The sequence below is a fragment of the Stenotrophomonas sp. PAMC25021 genome, from assembly GCF_004795795.1.
Classification (GTDB): Bacteria; Pseudomonadota; Gammaproteobacteria; order Xanthomonadales; family Xanthomonadaceae; genus Stenotrophomonas; species Stenotrophomonas muris.
On the sequence record NZ_CP039255.1, the window covers coordinates 2,394,350 to 2,411,376 of the forward strand.

The following is a 17,027-nucleotide window of genomic DNA, read 5'->3' on the forward strand; positions in this document are numbered from 1 at the left end:
AGGTCTCATCAATATTGTTCGACGCGCTCCGCTCCAGGGGCTTGCAAGAGAACTGGCCGCACTGTTCAGGAGGTATCGGATTCCACTGGCCCAGCTGCGAACGCTGGAGGCAGGCAGGTACTCTCGAGCGCTGCGCGATGCGTTGCGCGAGTAGGGCGCCAAGCGGGATGCAAGGTGCATGAGCTCCCGCGCTCCTCCACCAAAGAACGCGATCGGCCTGCACGCCCTCGGAGAGGTACAAGATGAAAGCCAGGCAGATTCTTCGGTACGGGCTGGCCTACGCGGTGTCGTGTGGAGCACTCTGGCTGTTCCTGCACTTTGTGGGCAGGGCGCTTTACGCCTTCGACTCACATCAGGTTTTCTTCTGGCTGTATGGGCCGTCAGCCTTCTGTTGCTGGGAATTGGCGCACGGGTTCCCGCCGCTGGCCGCCTGACGATCAGGCGGCTTGCCAAGGGGGCTGGCTTGGGGCTGCTCGCGGGCCTTCTGGCCCAGGTCGTGGTGCTTGTACTGGAAGCCTATAGATTCAGCGGATTCAGGCCATCGCTGCTCTGGCAGGTAGCGGTTTCGCTGATGGTGATGAGCGTCGTGCTGCTCACGCCGCTCTGGGGCGTAGTGCTGGTTGCCCTCACCGTCGCATGCCGCCGCGACAACAACCCACATCAGGCCTCGAACCCATGAAGCGCCTGACTGCCTTTTGCCTCGTGGTTGCACTGACATCCTGTGCGGCGCATCCGAACCGCACCACGAAGTGTCCACCGGCCCATTTCACCTACGTCGGCACCGAGAGAGTCGACGGACTGACCTACGGGCGCTTCCAGGTCACCCACAATGCTGATCAGCCGCTTCAGCTGTGGGTGGATGAGAGACGCAGGTTGAACTCAAGGACCGCTCGCGCAGAGATGAGGCGAACCGGCGGAGATGCCTGGCGGCCTTACAACGTGATCCTTGAGGAAATCACGCCGGGAGCGATCGGGCTGTCGATCGGGCAGGGTGAACAGCAGAGCGTTTTGTTCGATGGTGATGGCGTGTTCCTGCCCGGCCAATCCAGCGCGGGTGAGGAGTACTCCATGGTGGTAAGGGATGCAGCCGGTTGCGAGCATCGCTCGGCAACGTTCATTCCCTGACGTTCCTGGTGGCGTGCCGGATGCATGGCCACCATCGCCCTAGCTTCCGCCGCAGGCGAGCCGGATTCCTCGCGACATCGCAGCATCGCCCAGTTGGGACGCTGCGTACAGGCAACACAGGGGAAGATGGCGCGCCCGGAGGGATTCGAACCCCCGACCAATGGCTTCGGAAGCCACTACTCTATCCGGCTGAGCTACGGGCGCGTTGTAGAACCGCCGCGCCGTCGGCCGGTGCCGGGGCGGGCATCGCAGCGCCATGAAGCGGTGCGGGACCGGCATTCTATCCAGTTTCGCCGAACAAATCTCCCCCCACGGGCAAAGCCGTGCCGGGAGGGGCAGGAGTATCCTATCGCCATGGCTGATACCCCCCTCACTTCGCCGCAGTCGCCGGCGACGCCGCGTTGGCGGCATTACTGGAGTCTGATGCGCGCTGATCGCCCGATCGGCACGCTGCTGCTGCTGTGGCCCACCTGGTGGGCGTTGTGGCTGGCCGCGGGCGGCCTGCCGCCGCTGTGGACGCTGTTCGTGTTTACCGCCGGCGTGTGGCTGACCCGCTCGGCCGGTTGCGTCATCAACGACTACGCCGACCGCTGGCTCGACCCGCATGTGGAGCGCACCAAGGCGCGCCCGCTGGCCACCGGTGCGATCAGCGGCCGCGCCGCGCTGGCGCTGTTCGCCGTACTGATGCTGGTGGCGTTCGGCCTGGTGCTGACCCTGAACGGGCTGACCATCGGCCTGAGCTTCATCGGCGTGTTCCTGGCTGCCAGCTATCCGTACCTGAAGCGCTACACCCATCTGCCGCAGGTCTACCTGGGCATGTCGTTCGGCTGGGGCATCCCGATGGCGTTCGCCGCCGTGCAGGGCGAGGTGCCGATGCTGGGCTGGCTGCTGTATGCCGGCAACATCCTGTGGTCCACCGCCTACGACACCTGGTACGCCATGGTCGACCGCGAGGACGACCTGAAGATGGGCTCGCACTCCACCGCGATCCTGTTCGGTGATCTCGACCTGGTCATCCAGGGCGTGCTGTACGCACTGTTCCTGGCCACGATGGCGCTGGTCGGCGTGCGCGGCGGGCTGGGCGGGTACTACCTGGCCGGCGTGGCCGTGGCCACCGCGCTGGTGGTGTACGAGTTCTGGATCTGCCGCAACCGCGAACGCGGCCCGTGCTTCAAGGCGTTCCTGCACAACAACTGGGTGGGTGCCGCGCTGTTTGCCGGCATCGCCGCGGACCTGGCGCTGCGTTGATTGCCCGGGGTCGGATCCCTTTTCCTGTGGGAAAGGGCTCTGACCCTTCTGCCGCGCCGATACCCGGCTCGGGGTCAGAGCCCTCTCCTGTGGAGAGGGATCCGACCCCGCCACCTACGACCAATAGGTGGCTGACAGCCCGCACCCCACCGCCCAGAATCGATCCATCGAACCTGGGAGGGTAGGCGATGGCCTCTACGGCAGCAGTACAGGACGGCTGGATGGCGCGCGCAGCGCTGCGTTCGGCCGCCTGGGCGGAAAAGTGGTTCCCCGACGCGTATGTGTTCGCGGTGCTGGGCGTGGTCATCGTCGCGCTGGCCGCGATGGGCTTCGGCTCGACCCCGCAGGCCACCGCCAGCGCCTTCGGTGACGGCTTCTGGAGCCTGATTCCCTTCACCATGCAGATGGCCTTCGTGGTCATCGGTGGCTACGCCGTGGCGACGGCGCCGGTGGTCGCACGCTTCATCGATTTCCTCGCCCGGGTGCCGCGTACCGGCCGCGGTGCGGTGGTGTACGTGGGCCTGGTCAGCATGCTCGCCTCGCTGCTCAGCTGGGGGTTCTCGCTGGTGTTCGGTGGCCTGCTGGTGCGTGCGCTGGCCCGTCGTACCGAACTGCGCATGGACTACCGCGCCGCCGGTGCTTCGGCGTACCTCGGCCTGGGTGCGGTGTGGGCAATGGGGCTCAGTTCCTCGGCCGCACAGCTGCAGGCCAACCCGGCCAGCATGCCGCCGGGGCTGGTGGAGATCACCGGCGTGCTGCCGTTCACCGAAACCATCTTCCTGTGGCAGTCGATCGCGCTGACCTCGGTGCTGATCCTGGTCTCGCTGCTGATCGCCTGGCTGACGGCACCCGCGGCGGGTAGTGCGCGTACCGCCGAGGCGTTCCCCGGTGCTGCACAGGCCGAGCCGGAACCGCTGCAGCGACGCACGCGCCCGGGCGAATGGCTGGAATACAGCCCGCTGCTGACCGTGCTGCTCTCGCTGCTGGCGTTCGGCTGGCTGTTCAACGAGTTCGCCAACAAGCCGGTGATCACCGCCATCGCCAACCTCAATACCTACAACTTCCTGTTCATCTCGTTGGGCCTGCTGCTGCACTGGCGCCCGCGCAGCTTCCTCAACGCGGTGGCCAAGGCGGTGCCGAGTACCACCGGCGTGCTGATCCAGTTCCCGCTGTACGGCGGCATCGCGATGATCCTCACCCACGCCGCTGGCGGTGACGGGCAGACCCTGGCGCACCGGCTGTCGAGCCTGTTCGTGCACGTGGCCAGCACCGATTCGTTCGCGCTGGTGATGGGCGTCTATTCGGCCGTGCTGGGCTTCTTCGTGCCGTCCGGTGGCGGCAAGTGGATCATCGAGGCGCCGTACGTGATGCAGGCCGCCAACGAACTGAAGGCGCACCTGGGCTGGGCGGTGCAGGTCTACAACGCGGCCGAAGCCCTGCCCAACCTGATCAACCCGTTCTGGATGCTGCCGCTGCTGGGCGTGCTGGGCCTGAAGGCACGCGACATCGTGGGCTTCACCTTCATCCAATTGCTGGTGCACATCCCGCTGGTGCTGGGCCTGTTGTGGCTGCTGGGCATGACCCTGGCGTATGTGCCACCGGTGATGCCGTAGTCCAGTATCCCCGGATCATGCGGCTTCCTACTTTGAAAGCCGCATGGCCAGAACGCGCGCTGCTCAGATTTCATTGGGCTTGTTGCCCAGTGCGGCATCCGCTTCGAACCAGCTTCGCGCAGTATTGCCAACATACTTGGTCAACGCATAGTTGGCCCCTGAGCCGATGACGACTCCGATGCCGAACGGAATGGCTTTTTCCAGCGCCTTGCGGGTAAAGGTGATGCCGATCTTCTTGAAGAGTTCCTTGAGAGCTTGCAACACGGCGCCCTTCAAGTACTGACGGACCATCTTTACGCCAGCATTTGAGGCGATCCGAGTCGACGCTTCGACGCCGAGCTTCTCCAGAGAACCTCCTGCGGCGATGAGAAAAGCCAGGTGCCTGGCGTCTTCGCCATTCACGTCCCATCCATAGGCCTCAGCCAAGCACATGGTCATGTCGACCTGCAGTTTCATGCTGATGCTTGCATCGGCGAGACCACCGCCAACCATTGCCAGGGCCGTACCAATTCCCGGGATGACCCCGGTCAGAGCAGTCGCTCCCCCCGTGGTGGCTGACATCCGGCAATAACGGCTGATGATCTTGTCGGCCACCAACCCTGCAACCTCGTGCTGGCCGCGTGTTGGATCCCGGGAGAGAATCTGGCGCCTGTACTGGGCGACGAGGGTCTTCGCGTCTGCGGGACTGATCGCGATGCTCTCGACCGCTTTGAGGAGGCGAGAGTCACTTGCTTCTGCAACCACGGCGTTCATTTAGACGTTCCTTGTTGATGCTTGGAAAGATGGGCCGTCCATAGCAGCCCGTCCGCAGCCTATCGGCTTCGGGTAGCCATTCTTGAGCGAACGCTCGCGCATTCCGGTGCGCCCTACAGCACTGAATACGTGCTCCTGTCATTACCACATAAGGACATGCCGAACCCGCATGAATCCTTCAGCGGCTTGTGCCGCAAGGGCTTTCGCGCGTTCATTCACGCGCGTACACACAGGTGTAGCCGTCCGCCAACGCGCGATTAACTCTTCGCTGCAGACGATGGCCCCGTCCACCGCATTCCGCGCGTGGCTTTGGAGATCGGACATGGCACAGCAGAACCAGAACCCGAACCAGAAGCAGCAGGGCCAGCAGAACCAGCAGGATCAGCAGCAGGGCCGTGGCCGCGACCAGCAGCAGCAACAGCAGCAGGAACAGCAGCAGCGCAACCAGCGCAATCAGCAGCAAGGTGGGCAGGACGAGGAAGAGTGACGTCGGTACCCACCCTGGGCACCCCCCGAAGCCCCGCCGCGCGCGGGGCTTCGCTTATTCCAGCACGCCGATGCGTTGCAGCACCGGCGCGGCCGACATGTCATTGGGATTGGTGCCGGGCTGATCCTGCGGCACCTCCATGCCCATGCCGCGGTACAGATCGACCCAGTGCTGTGCGATCTGCCCGGTCTGCGGATTGCGGAAGTTCATCGGCTGCAGCGCGAACACATGGTGCGCACGGAACGCACGCTCGATGAAGTCGGAACAGTAGTAGCTGTCCTCGTTCAACACATACGACGTGTTGTACGGCTTGCCCAGCATCATGCGCGCGGTGGCGACCGCATCCTTGATCGCCGCCTGCTGCGGTGCCCGCAGGCGATAGACCACGATCTGCCGCTGCTTGGCCCGGGCGTCCTGGCGGAACTCGACCAGCGATTGCCGACGCGATCCCTTCTCGTCCGCATGCAGTACCTCCCAGCCGTTTGGCGCCACAGCGACCAGGGCCACATGATCGAAGCTGGGCGCGCCCTGCTTGCCGGTGGCATCGTCGATGGCCGCACTGAGGCCGCTGCGGCCGGCGGTGACGAACAGCAGATCGCCTTCGTGGACATCGACGGCCATCGCCAGCGCTGGCCACAGGGCGGGCAACAGCAGGCCGATCATGAGCAGGAGGCGACGCATGGAGAGTCTCGGACAGGCGGAGTGCCGGAATTGTAGGGCGCGCGGTAGCATGGGACGACCCAACCGGATTCAGGATGAGCCCATGCGTCGAAACCGTTCCGCTGCCGTGCTGATGCTTGCCTGTGGCGTGGCCCTGGTTGCCTGCACGCCCGAGCCCCAGGTGACGCCCACGGAAGTGGCGCCTGCACATCCCGCGCCGTCGTCCACGGCGGCAGCGGTCCAGCCCGCACCGGTGCCTGCCAGCGGTGAATGCCCCTACTCGCAGTTCGATGCGTTCCTGAAGCACTTCGGCAACGAGATCGCGCTGCAGGAAAAGGCCACCGCCGATCCGCTGCTGGACAGCTACATCGATGCCGAGGCCGAGCCGGAACCGCGCAAGGTGGAAAGCCGCCTGGCGCTGGCCGATGTCGAGTGGCCGGTGATGCCCGATCCCGCCGCGTTGGCCGGGCAGGGCCGCGAGATGCAGGTCAGCACGCTGGCCGATGGGCAACGACAGGTACAGATCCGCACGCCGGACAGCAGCGACCAGCAGACCTACACCTTCGCGCAGTCGCCCTGCTGGACGCTGGTCAAGCGCGAGGATGAGTCGATCTGATGCCTGTCCCGGCACAGGCGCGGCCGGGCGGGGGCTGCTAGGCTCGGAGCCTGATCCAGGCAGGGAGACGCCGATGCAGGCTCGCAGGATGTGCACCATCACCGCCACCATGACTGTCATGCTGGCAATGGCACCCTTCACCGGCGTCCAGGCGCAGTCGCTGCCGGCCGACGATAGCGCCTACTTCGCCAGTGCGGCAGCCGAACAGGCCGCGCGCGGCGAGCTGGGCAAGCGTGTCGAGGCCCTGCAGCAGGCTTCCGCGCTTGCACCTGCGCAACGCTTCCATCAGGCCGAGGCACTGCAGGCGCAGTGCCTGCGCCATCACAGCTATCTGCATCTGCAGGCCGCACGCAACGCCCGTGACCATCGCCCGACGCAGGCGCTGGACCAGGTGATGGGGCTGTGCAGCCGCATCGCCCACACCGGCCGCGCGGCGCTGCGCGAAGCGCCCGCAGACGCGGCGTGGGCAGCACCGTATGCCTTCCTGCGCGCGCGTGCGCTGAAGGACGCCGCAGCACCGGCCAGTACCGCACTGGATGAGGCCGTGGAGGCCCTGGCCGATCCGGCGCTGGACAGTTTCGCACGGCTGCGTGGGCAGATCCTGCGCAGTGCCGAGTACCCGCAGATCGAGCGTGATGGTCGGCACTGGGACACCGGGCACGACAAGCAGGCACTGGCCCAGCAGCGGGACCGCGCGTTGCGGGAAGCGGGCTGGAAGGGTTACTGGCAGGGCCTGCACTCGCGCCGCGAGCCGATGGCCTCGGTGCTTCTGGGCCTGGTGCAGGTGAACGATGCCGCCGCGCGCCTGCAGGGCGATGGTTCTGCACCGGCGCGGGGCTACCAGCGCATGGGCCTGGATGCATCGGCGGTGGATGCTACGCTGCAGGCGATCGAACGCCATGCACGGGACCGTCGCGCCTACCAGGACATGCTGCTGCGCCACGCCGCGCGTTCAGGCATCGATGCGCCGCAGCTCTGGGATACCACGTTGCCCGATGCCGGCTATATGCCGCCGGTACTGACGCTGGCGCAGCTGCGCGACAATGCCGCCGATGCCATGCAGCACCTGGGGCCGGCATACGTCAGTGAGCTGCGTGCGCTGCTCGATCCGGCCAACCGGCGCATGGATCTGGCCACCGAACGTGGTGACCGCAGCCAGGACGCGTTCTCGGTAAGCGCTCCCGGCGTGCCGGCAATGCTGTTCGTTGGCGTGCGCCGTGGTGATCTGGAAAGCGATGTCGAGATCGCCCATGAAGCCGGTCATGCCATGCACGGTGAGTGGATGCAGCGCGGCCATGCCTCGCCGCTGCAGCGCAATGGCAGCCAGTGGCTGACCGAGGCCTTTGCCATCTACAACGAACTGCGCTTCCGCGACCAGCTGTACCAGCAGGCAGAGGACCCGCGGGCCAAGGCCTATTACCTGAAGTCACTGCTGGACGATATGGTGCTGCAGCTGTTCACGTCTTCCGAAGAGGCGCAGCTGGAGCAGTCGATCTACGAGGGCGTGGCGGACAACACGCTGGGTACCGCCGATGACCTGGACGCGTTGACCGGCCGGGTGCTGGCGCGCTTCGGTCAGGACCCGGAGCGCTATCCGCAGCTGTGCAACGGCTGGATCGGCAAGCGCCTGATGTATGACGACCCCAACTATCTGGTGAACTACCTCTATGCAGGGCTGCTGGCCGTGCAGCTGTTCGTGCAGGATCAACGCGACCCGGCAGGGTTCCGTGAACGCTATCTCGCGGTGCTGGGTGAAGGCTTTGATCGTGCGCCGACCGAGCAGGTGGCGCAGTTGCTGGGGCACGCGCCCGACTGGCCGGCGCTGGTTGATGCTGATCTGCAGGTGTTCAACCAGGCGGTCGCGCAGCTGCAGGCGCTGCATGCGCGGATCGAGGCAGGGCAGGGCACGTGAAGATGCTGCGCAGGACGACGTGCACCCGGGTCACGGCATGGCTGTTGATGCTGTTGTGCCTGTTGCCGATGAGGGTGATGGCCGGTGCTGCGGTCCCTGCGCTGGATGACCCGGTGGTGGACGCCGCCAACGCACTTTCGGCGGATACCCGCGACATACTGCGCACGCAGGCCTTCAAGTTGCAGGCGCGCACCGGCGCGCAGCTGCAGGTGCTGGTGGTCGACCATGCTGGCGAAGAGGGCATCGAGGCCTACGCACAGCGGGTGTTCGACCAGTGGCAGCTTGGCCGGGAAGGCGTTGACGATGGCGTGCTGCTGCTCGTGGCCGTGCAGGACCGCCGTGTACGCATCCAGACCGGTTACGGTCTGGAGGGCGCGATTCCAGATGCCTATGCCGCCCGCATCATCGACAAGGCGATCGTGCCGCGTTTCCGCGATGGCGACCTTGACCAGGGCCTGCTGGATGGAACGAAGGTCGTGGTCGCGCTGATCGATGGCGAGGACCTGCCGGCCTGGGAAGCGCCATCGATGCGCAACGTGTTGCCGGCCGATTGGCGCAGCGCGGATTCCGTGGTTGCAATGACGCTGCTGGCCGGCTTCCTTGCGGGTCTGTGGCGCTCACCGCCCTCGGCGCCCGCGGCCAGGATGCCGGACGACCTCGCACGCAGGCATCGCGAGCGCCAGCGTGGAGCGCCACGCGAGGTCACCACGCCGCAGGCGCGCCCGAAGCGATTGCCGGCCTGGGGTCGCCCGCTGCTGGTGACGGCTGTGGTAGCCGCGGGTCTGCTGTCGGCGGCTATGTGGGCGCCACGCCAGGCATTGGCAGCGGTCTGCATCGTATTGGCGTTGTGCGTACCGGTGGCGAGCCTGCTTGGCTGGTGCTGGCGCCGCAGCCGAGGTGTGCGCGTGGTGCTGCTCGGCATGCTCGGGGTCAGTTCGGGGTTCTTGGTGGTGATGATGCTGCGTGGCCAGTTGCCGCCCAGTCTGGCCCTGCACACGTTGCTGGACCTGGCGGCAGGCATCGTAGCCATGCTGCTGTTCTTCCTCGTGCAGGCGTGCCGCGCGCGCTGGCACAAGGACCGCAGCAGCTTCGGGGTGAGGTTCGCAGTGCTCTTGCTGCTGACCGCTGGCTACGTGCTCTTCGCACTGCTGGCCATTGATCGCGCCGACCCGGTGGCACGCCTTGCCGCGACGATCGGGTGGAGTGCCGGCACGGTCGTGCTGTACTTCGCCTGGATTTTCACCATGCTGCCCGGTGAGAAGGCACGCGGCAGCCGCAGATCATCCGTCGGCCACCGCAGTGCGTCCAGCTCCCCGTCATCAAGTTCGTCTGCGAGCAGCTCCAGCAGCTGGTCCGGAGGCGGCGGCCGCAGCGGCGGAGGTGGTGCGTCGGGCAGCTGGTAGTTCAGGCTGCCTGTACCCGCCAGCCGAGCACAACGTCCTCCACGACACCGGGGCCAGCCACGTCGCCCACCTGCAGCAACAGCCCCTGCGCATTGGGCAGGTCCTTCTGCTCGGGAAACCACCGTCGATCGGCCGCGACCACGATCAGCAGGCCCTCGTCGTCGCCCATCGGTGCGAACTGCGGCGAAGCCGGGCTGATCGGCTGCAGGCCGAAACGTTGGTTGGACAGTTCGCGTACGGCCTCGACATCGCGGCTGGGCAGGCCGACTTCGCTCAGGCAGGTCAGCTCGCTGCCATGGAACACGCCTTCGCGAGCGCTGGCCGGCAGGCGGCGGCGGCCGATCAGTTCAAGGATCAGGTCGTCCGGGCCGGTGAAGTACACCGACTGCGACTGCCAGCTGCTCTCCAGCGCGAAGTAGTCCAGCCCCGCCGGATTGCGCTGCAGCGGCGTGCGCTCACGCAACCACGTCATTGCCTCGCTGAAGCGGTTGTCCGGCACGTTGAAGGCCAGATGCACGCCACCCACCGGACGCCCCGCCGCAGGCTGAAGTTCGAGGGTGCTCCAGCCGATGTGCACATGGTTGCCGACCACGCGCTGCTGCAGCACATCGTGGAAATATGTGGCCACGGAAGCGACGTCGGATACCGGCAGAGTGAGGTGCAGCAGGCGCATGATCGATTCTCCGTGGACGCGCCCACTGTAGCGCCGGGCGATGCCCGGCGGCCACTAGCGCAGCGAATGGTTGAAGAACCGTATTGCCGCGTCCGCTGCCTGCGCGTGGGTCTGCGCCTTCGGCACCGATGTGCTGCACAGGTCCTGCAGCCGCTGTTGTCCGGCCGGGGTGCATGCGGCGAGGAAATCGTAATGGCCGACACCGGGCAGCACCTGCAGTGCAGCGCCCGCAATCACCGCACGCGCAGCCTCGCCATTGGTCTGTGGTGGCGCGACCGTGTCCGCCTGGCCCAGCACGATCGACACCGGCTGTTTCAGCGAGGAGAGCTGCTCGGGCGCAAAGGCCTGCACGATTGCCGGCGCCAGCAGGAACACCGCGCGCACGCCGGGAATGGCGCGTGCGTCGTTGGCGTGGGACATCCATGGCGACAGTTCGGGCGACGCCGCAGCGGCAACGCGCGCCTCCATCGTGTGCGTTGCCGCCTCCTGTTGGGGCTGGCAGACGCCGTCATCCGGATGTGCGGTGCAGAAGTCCCGCAATCGCTGCAGGTCCGGTCGCGCACCGGCTGCCAGCAGCGCGGTGTAGCCACCGGCCGAGAAGCCGGCGACCCCCAGGCGCTCAGGATCGACATGCGGGCCCAGCACCGGATCAGCTTGCACGGCCGCCAGTGCGGCACGCAGGTCATCGGCGCGCAACCAGGTCAGAAGGCTGCCGGGCAGGGTCATGGTGTCAACGCCGTTGTTGCCTGGATGATCCACCGCAATCACCAGATACCCGGCCCGCGCCAGCGCCGTGCCCAGCCAACCCATCATGCGCGCGCTGCCGCCGTTGCCATGCGAGAGCAGCAGGGTCGGCAGGCGATCACCCGCGACCGGCGCATCCTTGGCCGACCGGCCGGCGTCGAACAGCGGCGCGTCGGGAGGACCGATGGTCAGCGCGTTTTCGCGGCTGCCGGCCTGTGCCGGATACCAGACCGTGTAGCGCAGCGCGTCGCGGTGCCCTGCGTCGCGCACGGCGGCGCTGGCCAGCGTCGTCGTGCCGTGGCGCTCGCCGGCGACGCCGCTTTCGCGGGCGGCGCCGACGCTCGCGAACGCCAGCAGCATTCCTCCCAGCACAGCAGCGGTCATGCGCATCTTCAACTCCTTGTCAGTGGGGACGTTCTTCCACCGGCAGCCAGATCTCCACGCCGCCGTTGCCGCTGTGCTCATCGAAACGCAGGTCGTAGCGTTCCAGATCGGGTGCATCGGCCAGGCTGAGGCCGGAACCGGGCAGGTAGTGATCCAGCAACCAGAACCAGGTAGAGCGGATGGCCGAGATGTGTCCGCCGTGCCAAGCCACCAGGTAGCGGCGCGCCGGGATGTCCACGCGTCGCCAGTGCGCAGGCACGCTCGGCACCGTGCTTGCCGGTAGTGCCGCAATGTAGTCGAAGCCACCATCGTCATCACTGTTGCAGCACACGCCGAAGCTGACCGGTGCCGGCGTCGGCCACTCGCGGTTGAGCTGGGCCCATTGGCCCGGAATCGCGCCGCTGCTGTCGCGGGTGTGCCGCATGCCGACGCCTGCCAGCTGGAACGCGGGCGTATCGAGCAGCCGGGGGGCTTCAATGCAGGCTGACGGGGCCTCGTCCAGGCGGATCGCCTGCACCAGCGTCAGCCCATCGGTGCCCTGTTCGCGTACCCGTTCCGGTGTCTGCCCGAACTGTTCGCTGAAGGCACGGGTAAAGGCAGCATGGGTGGTGTAGCCGGCCCCCAGCGCCACCTGCAGGATGTCGCCCGCGCCGTTGGCCAACCGCTGCGCGGCAGCGGTCAGGCGGCGCCCGCGCAGGTAGCGCACCACCGAGGTGCCGGTGCGGGCCTGGAACAGGCGTGACAGATGAAACGGCGACAGGCCGGCCGCAGCGGCGATGTCGGCCAGCGCCAATGGCTGGTCCGCATGGGTTTCGATGTACCACAACGCCTTGCCTGCCGCGCTCATCCTGCCGGTCCCCGCATCCAATGCCGGCACAGTAGCGGATCGGCAGGCACGGCGTTTAGCAGTTCTTGCGCTGCCGGGGCTTTGCGTCTGCCTGCGTACCGGCAACAATGCGCGCTTCATGGACGTGATGGGGGGCAGGGAGATGCGATCGACGACGGGGGATGCCAGGCCAGCGGAGCCCGGCCGATGATCGAGATGATCGAAATGCTGCTTGCCCTCTGGGTACTTCCCAGTCTGTTGACCCTGGCGCTGATGCTGCTGATGTTGTTCGGCGCACCACGGTGGCGCGGCAATCCCTGGGTGTACCGTGTCGGCTTCGCGTTGCTGGGCGGGTTTCTGACACCGACGTTGTTGGGGGCCGGTCACGGTGGGTTGCCGTGCGCGACTATCGGCGGGCTGGTGATGATACTGACGCAGCTGCAATGGATCGGCGATCTGCAGGTCGACGTCATGGGGATCGGGATTCGCAACAGGGGCATCTGGATCATGTCCACCCCCGCCTTGGTGGTGTTCGCCGCCATGATGTTCGTTCCGCTGCGAACGGCACGGCCGGCCCGATTCGGGTTTGGCGACGACGCCAACGGCTAGCCGCTGTGTGCGGGGATGGGGCGTGGGTCTGCATTGCCACCCATGCATGGCGTGGATCTACGGATGAGCCCTGGCAGGGGCCAACTTTGGTTGGCGCATCAAGCTGTCGTACTGACGTCATGCCTCCTTCACACATCGCGCCGAGACTGCGCGCCTTGTCCAGGCCTGTTGTGTGCGCACAGGTGCTGGCCCTGTCGCGTCCTCCCGGAGCCCTGCCGTGCATCGTTCGAAGCTTTCGCGTTCCATCCTCCTTGCCCTTTCCATGGCCAGCGCAGGAGGCGCGATCGCAACGGAGGCCGATGCGGTCGATGCCGCCGGCGGCAGCCGCGCCGCGCCCACCCAGCTCGACGCGATGCTGGTCACCGGTACCCGCGCGTCCAACCGCACCCAGTTCGAAACGCTGGCGCCGGTGGACGTGTTCACCAAGGAAGACATCACGTCCGTCGAATCCACCGACCTGAAGGACGTGCTGGCCCAGCTGGTGCCGTCGTTCGTGGTGCAGCGCCTGCCGATGGCGGACGGCCAGGTGTTCGTGCGTCCGGCCACGCTGCGTGGCCTGTCGCCGGACCAGACCCTGGTGCTGGTGAACGGCCGCCGCTTCCACCGCAGCGCGCTGCTCGGCAACCGTGGTGCACAGGCCGCTGATCTGGCACAGATTCCAACCAGCGCGATCAAGCGCATCGAGGTGCTGCGTGATGGCGCGTCGGCGCAGTACGGCTCGGACGCCATCGCCGGCGTCATCAACATCATCCTGGAGGATGGGCCGGGTAGCGAGATCACCGCCGGCTACTCGCAGTACGCGCAGGGCGACGGTGCTTCGCGCGATTTCAGTGCGCGCACCGGCTGGTCGCTGGGCGACTATGGCAGCCTGGTGCTGTTCGCCGAATCGTCCACCTCCGACGCCACCTCGCGCACCCGCCAGCGCCCCGATGCCATCGCCTTCCAGGCCGCGCATCCGGAGCTGGAGGTGCCCAACCCGGTGCAGCGCTGGGGCCAGCCGGAACTGGAAAGCCGCCGCGTCGGCTTCAACGTAAAGGCCAACGCCAGCGATACGCTGGAGCTCTATGCCTTTGGCCTGTACAGCCACAGCGATGGCGTCAGCGATTTCAACTGGCGCAACCCGGACACCACCACCGGCGCGTACCGCACCACCGCCATCTTCCCGGGCTGGAACCTGCGCTCGCTGTATCCGGTCGGCTTCAGCCCGCAGTACGGCAACGTGCAGAACGACCTGCAGCTGGTCGGTGGCCTGCGCGGCGAGATCACGCCGAAGCTGCGCTGGGATGTCAGCGCCTCGTATGGCCGCAACGCCATCGACTATCGCCTGAAGAACTCGATCAATGCCTCGCTCGGCCCGGCCAGCCCGACCGACTTCGATCTCGGCCGCCTGACCCAGACCGAGAAGAACGCCAACGCCGACTTCAACTACGAATGGGACGTGGCTGCGCTGTCCAAGCCGATCAACGTCGCCTTCGGTGGCGAGTTCCGCCAGGAAACCTACCAGGTGCGCGCCGGTGATCCGGCCTCGTACGCGGTGGGTCCGGGCGCGGCCGGGGGCCTGGAGGCCAACTCCAATGGCGCGCCGGGCTTCTCGGCCAGCCAGGCCGGGCAGTGGAGCCAGCGCAGCAAGGCCGCCTACGTGGACATGGAAGTGCCGCTGGGCGAGCGCTGGAGCATCGGTGCAGCCAGCCGCTATGAGGACTTCTCCAGCTTCGGCAGCACACTGGACGGCAAACTGTCGGCGCGCTTCGCGATCACCCCGGACGTCGCCCTGCGCGGCACCGTGTCCACCGGCTTCCGCGCGCCGACGCCGGCGCAGCTCAACACCACCAGCACCACCCAGGGGTTGGATACGCGCACGCTGCAGATCTTCACCAGCGGCCGCCTGTCGCCGAACGATCCGCTGGCGCAGCTGCTCGGTGCCAGGCCGTTGAAGCCGGAAGAATCGCGTACCGCATCGCTGGGCCTGACCTGGCGCACCGACCTGGGCCTGTCCGGCTCGGTGGATGTCTACCAGATCAAGCTCACCGACCGCTTCAGCCAGTCGGCCAGTTTCGCCATTCCGGCCGGTACGCCCAATCCGCTGGGCTATACCTCGGTGAACTACTTCACCAACGACTTCGACACCACCACCACCGGCGTGGACGTGGTCGGCAATTACCTGCGCGACCTCGGCGCGGGCCGCATGACGCTGACCCTGGCCTACAACTACAACCGCACCCGCGTGGACAACGGCAGCACCTCGGTGGCAACCAACGAGACCCAGCGCGTGCTGTTCGAAGATCGCCTGCCCGAGCACAAGGGCAGCCTGACCGGCAGCTGGGACATCGGTGCCTGGTCGCTGATGGCGCGCATGCGCTACTACGGTGCCTGGACCGATTCCAGCGGCAATGCGGTGGGCGATATCTACCAGCGCTTTGGTGCGATGAGCTTCCTCGACCTGGCCGTCGGCTATCGCATCAACGAACATCACAGCCTGCGCGTGGGTGCCGACAACGTGTTCGACCGCTATCCGGACGAAGCCACCTTCCAGGCCAGTCGCGGCCTGGTCTACTCGCGCAATGCGCCGTACGACACCGACGGTGCCAACCTGTACGCACAGTACCGGCTGAGCTTCTGATGGACCGCAACCGCCGCGTCCTGTTGCGTGCCGGTGCACTGCTGCCGGCTGCAGCTGCGCTGTCTTCACTGCCCGCCATGGCTGCCGCGGGTTACGCTGCGTCCATGCAGATTCCCGCAACGACCGTAGCGCCGGACGCGCTGGCCCGCGATGAAGGCTACTGGGCCGCCGTGGCCAGCCACTTCGACATCACCGATGAAGTGAACCACCTGGAGAACGGCTACTGGGGCGCGATGGGCCGCGAGACGCTGGCCAGCTACCAGCGCCACACCGCCGAGGTGAACCGTGGTAACGCCTGGTACGGCCGTCATGAGTTCCCGGTGCAGTACATGGCGGTGCAGCGGCAGGTGGCCGAACTGCTGGGCGTGGGCGCCGACGAGATCGCACTGACCCGTGGCGCCACCGAAGCGATGCTGGCGCTGATCGGTGGCTACAACCGCCTGCGGCCCGGCGACCAGGTGCTGTACGCCGACATCGACTACGACAGCATGATCGGTGCGATGCGTTGGCTGCAGCAGCGCCGTGGCGTGCAGGTCGAGCGCATCGCGCTGCCGGTGGTGCCCGACCATGCGCAGATCCTGCAGGCCTACGAGGCCGCGTTCGCGCGGCTGCCACGCCTGAAGCTGGTGCTGCTGACCCAGGTCAGCCATCGCCATGGGCTGGTGCTGCCGGTGGCCGAGATCGCCGAGCGTGCACGCGCACGCGGTATCGACGTGATCGTCGATGCGGCGCACGGGTTCGGCCAGATCGACTACGCGGTGCCGCAGCTCAAGGCCGATTTCGTCGGCATCAACCTGCACAAGTGGATCGGCGCACCGGTCGGTGTCGGCGCGATGTACGTGCGCAGGGGCCGCGTTGCGGACCTCGACCCGTACATGGGCGAGACCGACGACGGCCGCGTGGGCAGCCGCGTACACACCGGCACGGTCAACTTCGCCGCTTACCTGGCACTTCCGGAGGCGATTGCCCTGCACCAGCGCATCGGTGCGGACAACAAGCAGGCGCGCCTGCGTTACCTGCGCGAGCGCTGGACGCTGCCGGCGCGGCAGATGGCGCACATCGAAGTGCTGTCTTCGCCGGATCCGGCGTTGGCGAGTGCATTGGCCAGCTTCCGCCTGCGCGGGCGCACCAGCGTGGCTGACAACATCGCGCTGCAGAAGCGCCTGCTGGACGAACATCGCGTGTTCACCACCCATCGCGACGGCTTGGACTCCGGCGCCTGCGTGCGGGTGACGCCGTCGGTGTTCACCCGGCCGCAGCAGATGGATGCGCTGGTGAAGGCGCTCTCCGCCTTGGCCTGACCCTGCTTTGGTGGGTGCCAACCTTGGTTGGCACATTCCAACCGTGCCGGGGA

16 protein-coding genes and 1 tRNA gene are annotated in these 17,027 nt (G+C 66.8%); 11 read left to right on the forward strand and 6 right to left on the reverse strand.

Annotated elements, in window-relative coordinates:
- Nucleotides 1-178: 178 nt before the first annotated feature.
- Nucleotides 179-679 carry a hypothetical protein gene (locus tag E5790_RS11210; protein ID WP_229653722.1) on the forward strand — a complete coding sequence of 167 codons (501 nt, stop codon included), beginning with the start codon at nt 179-181 and terminating at the stop codon, nt 677-679.
- The gene (locus tag E5790_RS11215) at nt 676-1,125 is read left to right on the forward strand and encodes a hypothetical protein (protein WP_032958744.1); all 450 of its coding nucleotides are present in this window, start codon (nt 676-678) and stop codon (nt 1,123-1,125) included. The genes E5790_RS11210 and E5790_RS11215 overlap by 4 nt, the downstream gene beginning before the upstream one ends.
- A gap of 127 nt (nt 1,126-1,252) precedes the next feature.
- Here E5790_RS11215 and E5790_RS11220 read toward each other — a convergent pair.
- Nucleotides 1,253-1,329 (reverse strand) — tRNA-Arg (locus E5790_RS11220).
- A gap of 150 nt (nt 1,330-1,479) precedes the next feature.
- Between E5790_RS11220 and ubiA the strand changes: the two genes are divergently transcribed.
- Both ubiA and E5790_RS11230 read left to right on the forward strand, forming a co-directional pair.
- Nucleotides 1,480-2,373, forward strand: coding sequence for a 4-hydroxybenzoate octaprenyltransferase (gene ubiA, locus E5790_RS11225; RefSeq protein ID WP_014648747.1), 894 nt, complete (start codon nt 1,480-1,482; stop codon nt 2,371-2,373).
- Between the two features lie 188 nt (nt 2,374-2,561).
- The gene (locus tag E5790_RS11230; protein ID WP_181454184.1) at nt 2,562-3,986 is read left to right on the forward strand and encodes a TIGR00366 family protein; all 1,425 of its coding nucleotides are present in this window, start codon (nt 2,562-2,564) and stop codon (nt 3,984-3,986) included.
- 63 nt (nt 3,987-4,049) lie between these two features.
- Here the strand turns inward: E5790_RS11230 and E5790_RS11235 are convergent, their stop codons facing one another.
- Nucleotides 4,050-4,739, reverse strand: coding sequence for an EcsC family protein (locus E5790_RS11235; RefSeq protein WP_111205648.1), 690 nt, complete (start codon nt 4,737-4,739; stop codon nt 4,050-4,052).
- A 322-nt stretch (nt 4,740-5,061) separates the two neighbouring features.
- Here E5790_RS11235 and E5790_RS21915 point away from each other — a divergent pair, with 322 nt between their 5' ends.
- The gene (locus tag E5790_RS21915) at nt 5,062-5,226 is read left to right on the forward strand and encodes a hypothetical protein (protein WP_005414774.1); all 165 of its coding nucleotides are present in this window, start codon (nt 5,062-5,064) and stop codon (nt 5,224-5,226) included.
- A gap of 54 nt (nt 5,227-5,280) precedes the next feature.
- On the opposite strand, the gene E5790_RS11240 is transcribed toward E5790_RS21915, so the two are convergent.
- Nucleotides 5,281-5,907, reverse strand: a complete 627-nt coding sequence (locus E5790_RS11240; protein WP_049408871.1) for a YiiX/YebB-like N1pC/P60 family cysteine hydrolase — start codon at nt 5,905-5,907, stop codon at nt 5,281-5,283.
- A gap of 82 nt (nt 5,908-5,989) precedes the next feature.
- On the opposite strand from E5790_RS11240, the gene E5790_RS11245 reads away from it, so the two are divergent.
- The 3 genes from E5790_RS11245 to E5790_RS11255 all read left to right on the forward strand — a co-directional run bounded on the left by E5790_RS11245 (nt 5,990) and on the right by E5790_RS11255 (nt 9,817).
- Nucleotides 5,990-6,502 carry a hypothetical protein gene (locus E5790_RS11245; protein ID WP_032958753.1) on the forward strand — a complete coding sequence of 171 codons (513 nt, stop codon included), beginning with the start codon at nt 5,990-5,992 and terminating at the stop codon, nt 6,500-6,502.
- Nucleotides 6,503-6,575: 73 nt separating this feature from the next.
- Nucleotides 6,576-8,414 carry a M3 family metallopeptidase gene (locus E5790_RS11250; RefSeq protein WP_111205647.1) on the forward strand — a complete coding sequence of 613 codons (1,839 nt, stop codon included), beginning with the start codon at nt 6,576-6,578 and terminating at the stop codon, nt 8,412-8,414.
- A gap of 2 nt (nt 8,415-8,416) precedes the next feature.
- A complete protein-coding gene (locus E5790_RS11255) occupies nt 8,417-9,817 on the forward strand; it encodes a TPM domain-containing protein (protein ID WP_111205646.1) in 1,401 nt (466 codons plus the stop codon).
- A 1-nt stretch (nt 9,818) separates the two neighbouring features.
- On the opposite strand, the gene E5790_RS11260 is transcribed toward E5790_RS11255, so the two are convergent.
- Genes E5790_RS11260 through E5790_RS11270 form a run of 3 tightly spaced genes read right to left on the reverse strand, consistent with a single transcriptional unit; the run spans nt 9,819 to nt 12,465 of the window.
- Nucleotides 9,819-10,490 carry a VOC family protein gene (locus E5790_RS11260; protein ID WP_111205645.1) on the reverse strand — a complete coding sequence of 224 codons (672 nt, stop codon included), beginning with the start codon at nt 10,488-10,490 and terminating at the stop codon, nt 9,819-9,821.
- A 54-nt stretch (nt 10,491-10,544) separates the two neighbouring features.
- On the reverse strand, nt 10,545-11,624 hold the full coding sequence (locus tag E5790_RS11265) for an alpha/beta hydrolase (RefSeq protein WP_049442000.1): 1,080 nt from the start codon (nt 11,622-11,624) through the stop codon (nt 10,545-10,547).
- Nucleotides 11,625-11,637: 13 nt separating this feature from the next.
- On the reverse strand, nt 11,638-12,465 hold the full coding sequence (locus E5790_RS11270; protein WP_032958761.1) for an AraC family transcriptional regulator: 828 nt from the start codon (nt 12,463-12,465) through the stop codon (nt 11,638-11,640).
- 186 nt (nt 12,466-12,651) lie between these two features.
- On the opposite strand from E5790_RS11270, the gene E5790_RS11275 reads away from it, so the two are divergent.
- The 3 genes from E5790_RS11275 (at nt 12,652) to E5790_RS11285 (ending at nt 16,974) form a co-directional block, all read left to right on the forward strand.
- Nucleotides 12,652-13,053, forward strand: a complete 402-nt coding sequence (locus E5790_RS11275; RefSeq protein ID WP_111205644.1) for a hypothetical protein — start codon at nt 12,652-12,654, stop codon at nt 13,051-13,053.
- Between the two features lie 217 nt (nt 13,054-13,270).
- On the forward strand, nt 13,271-15,673 hold the full coding sequence (locus tag E5790_RS11280; RefSeq protein WP_111205643.1) for a TonB-dependent receptor: 2,403 nt from the start codon (nt 13,271-13,273) through the stop codon (nt 15,671-15,673).
- Nucleotides 15,673-16,974, forward strand: coding sequence for an aminotransferase class V-fold PLP-dependent enzyme (locus E5790_RS11285; protein WP_075076238.1), 1,302 nt, complete (start codon nt 15,673-15,675; stop codon nt 16,972-16,974). The genes E5790_RS11280 and E5790_RS11285 overlap by 1 nt, the downstream gene beginning before the upstream one ends.
- The last annotated feature ends 53 nt before the right edge of the window (nt 16,975-17,027 follow it).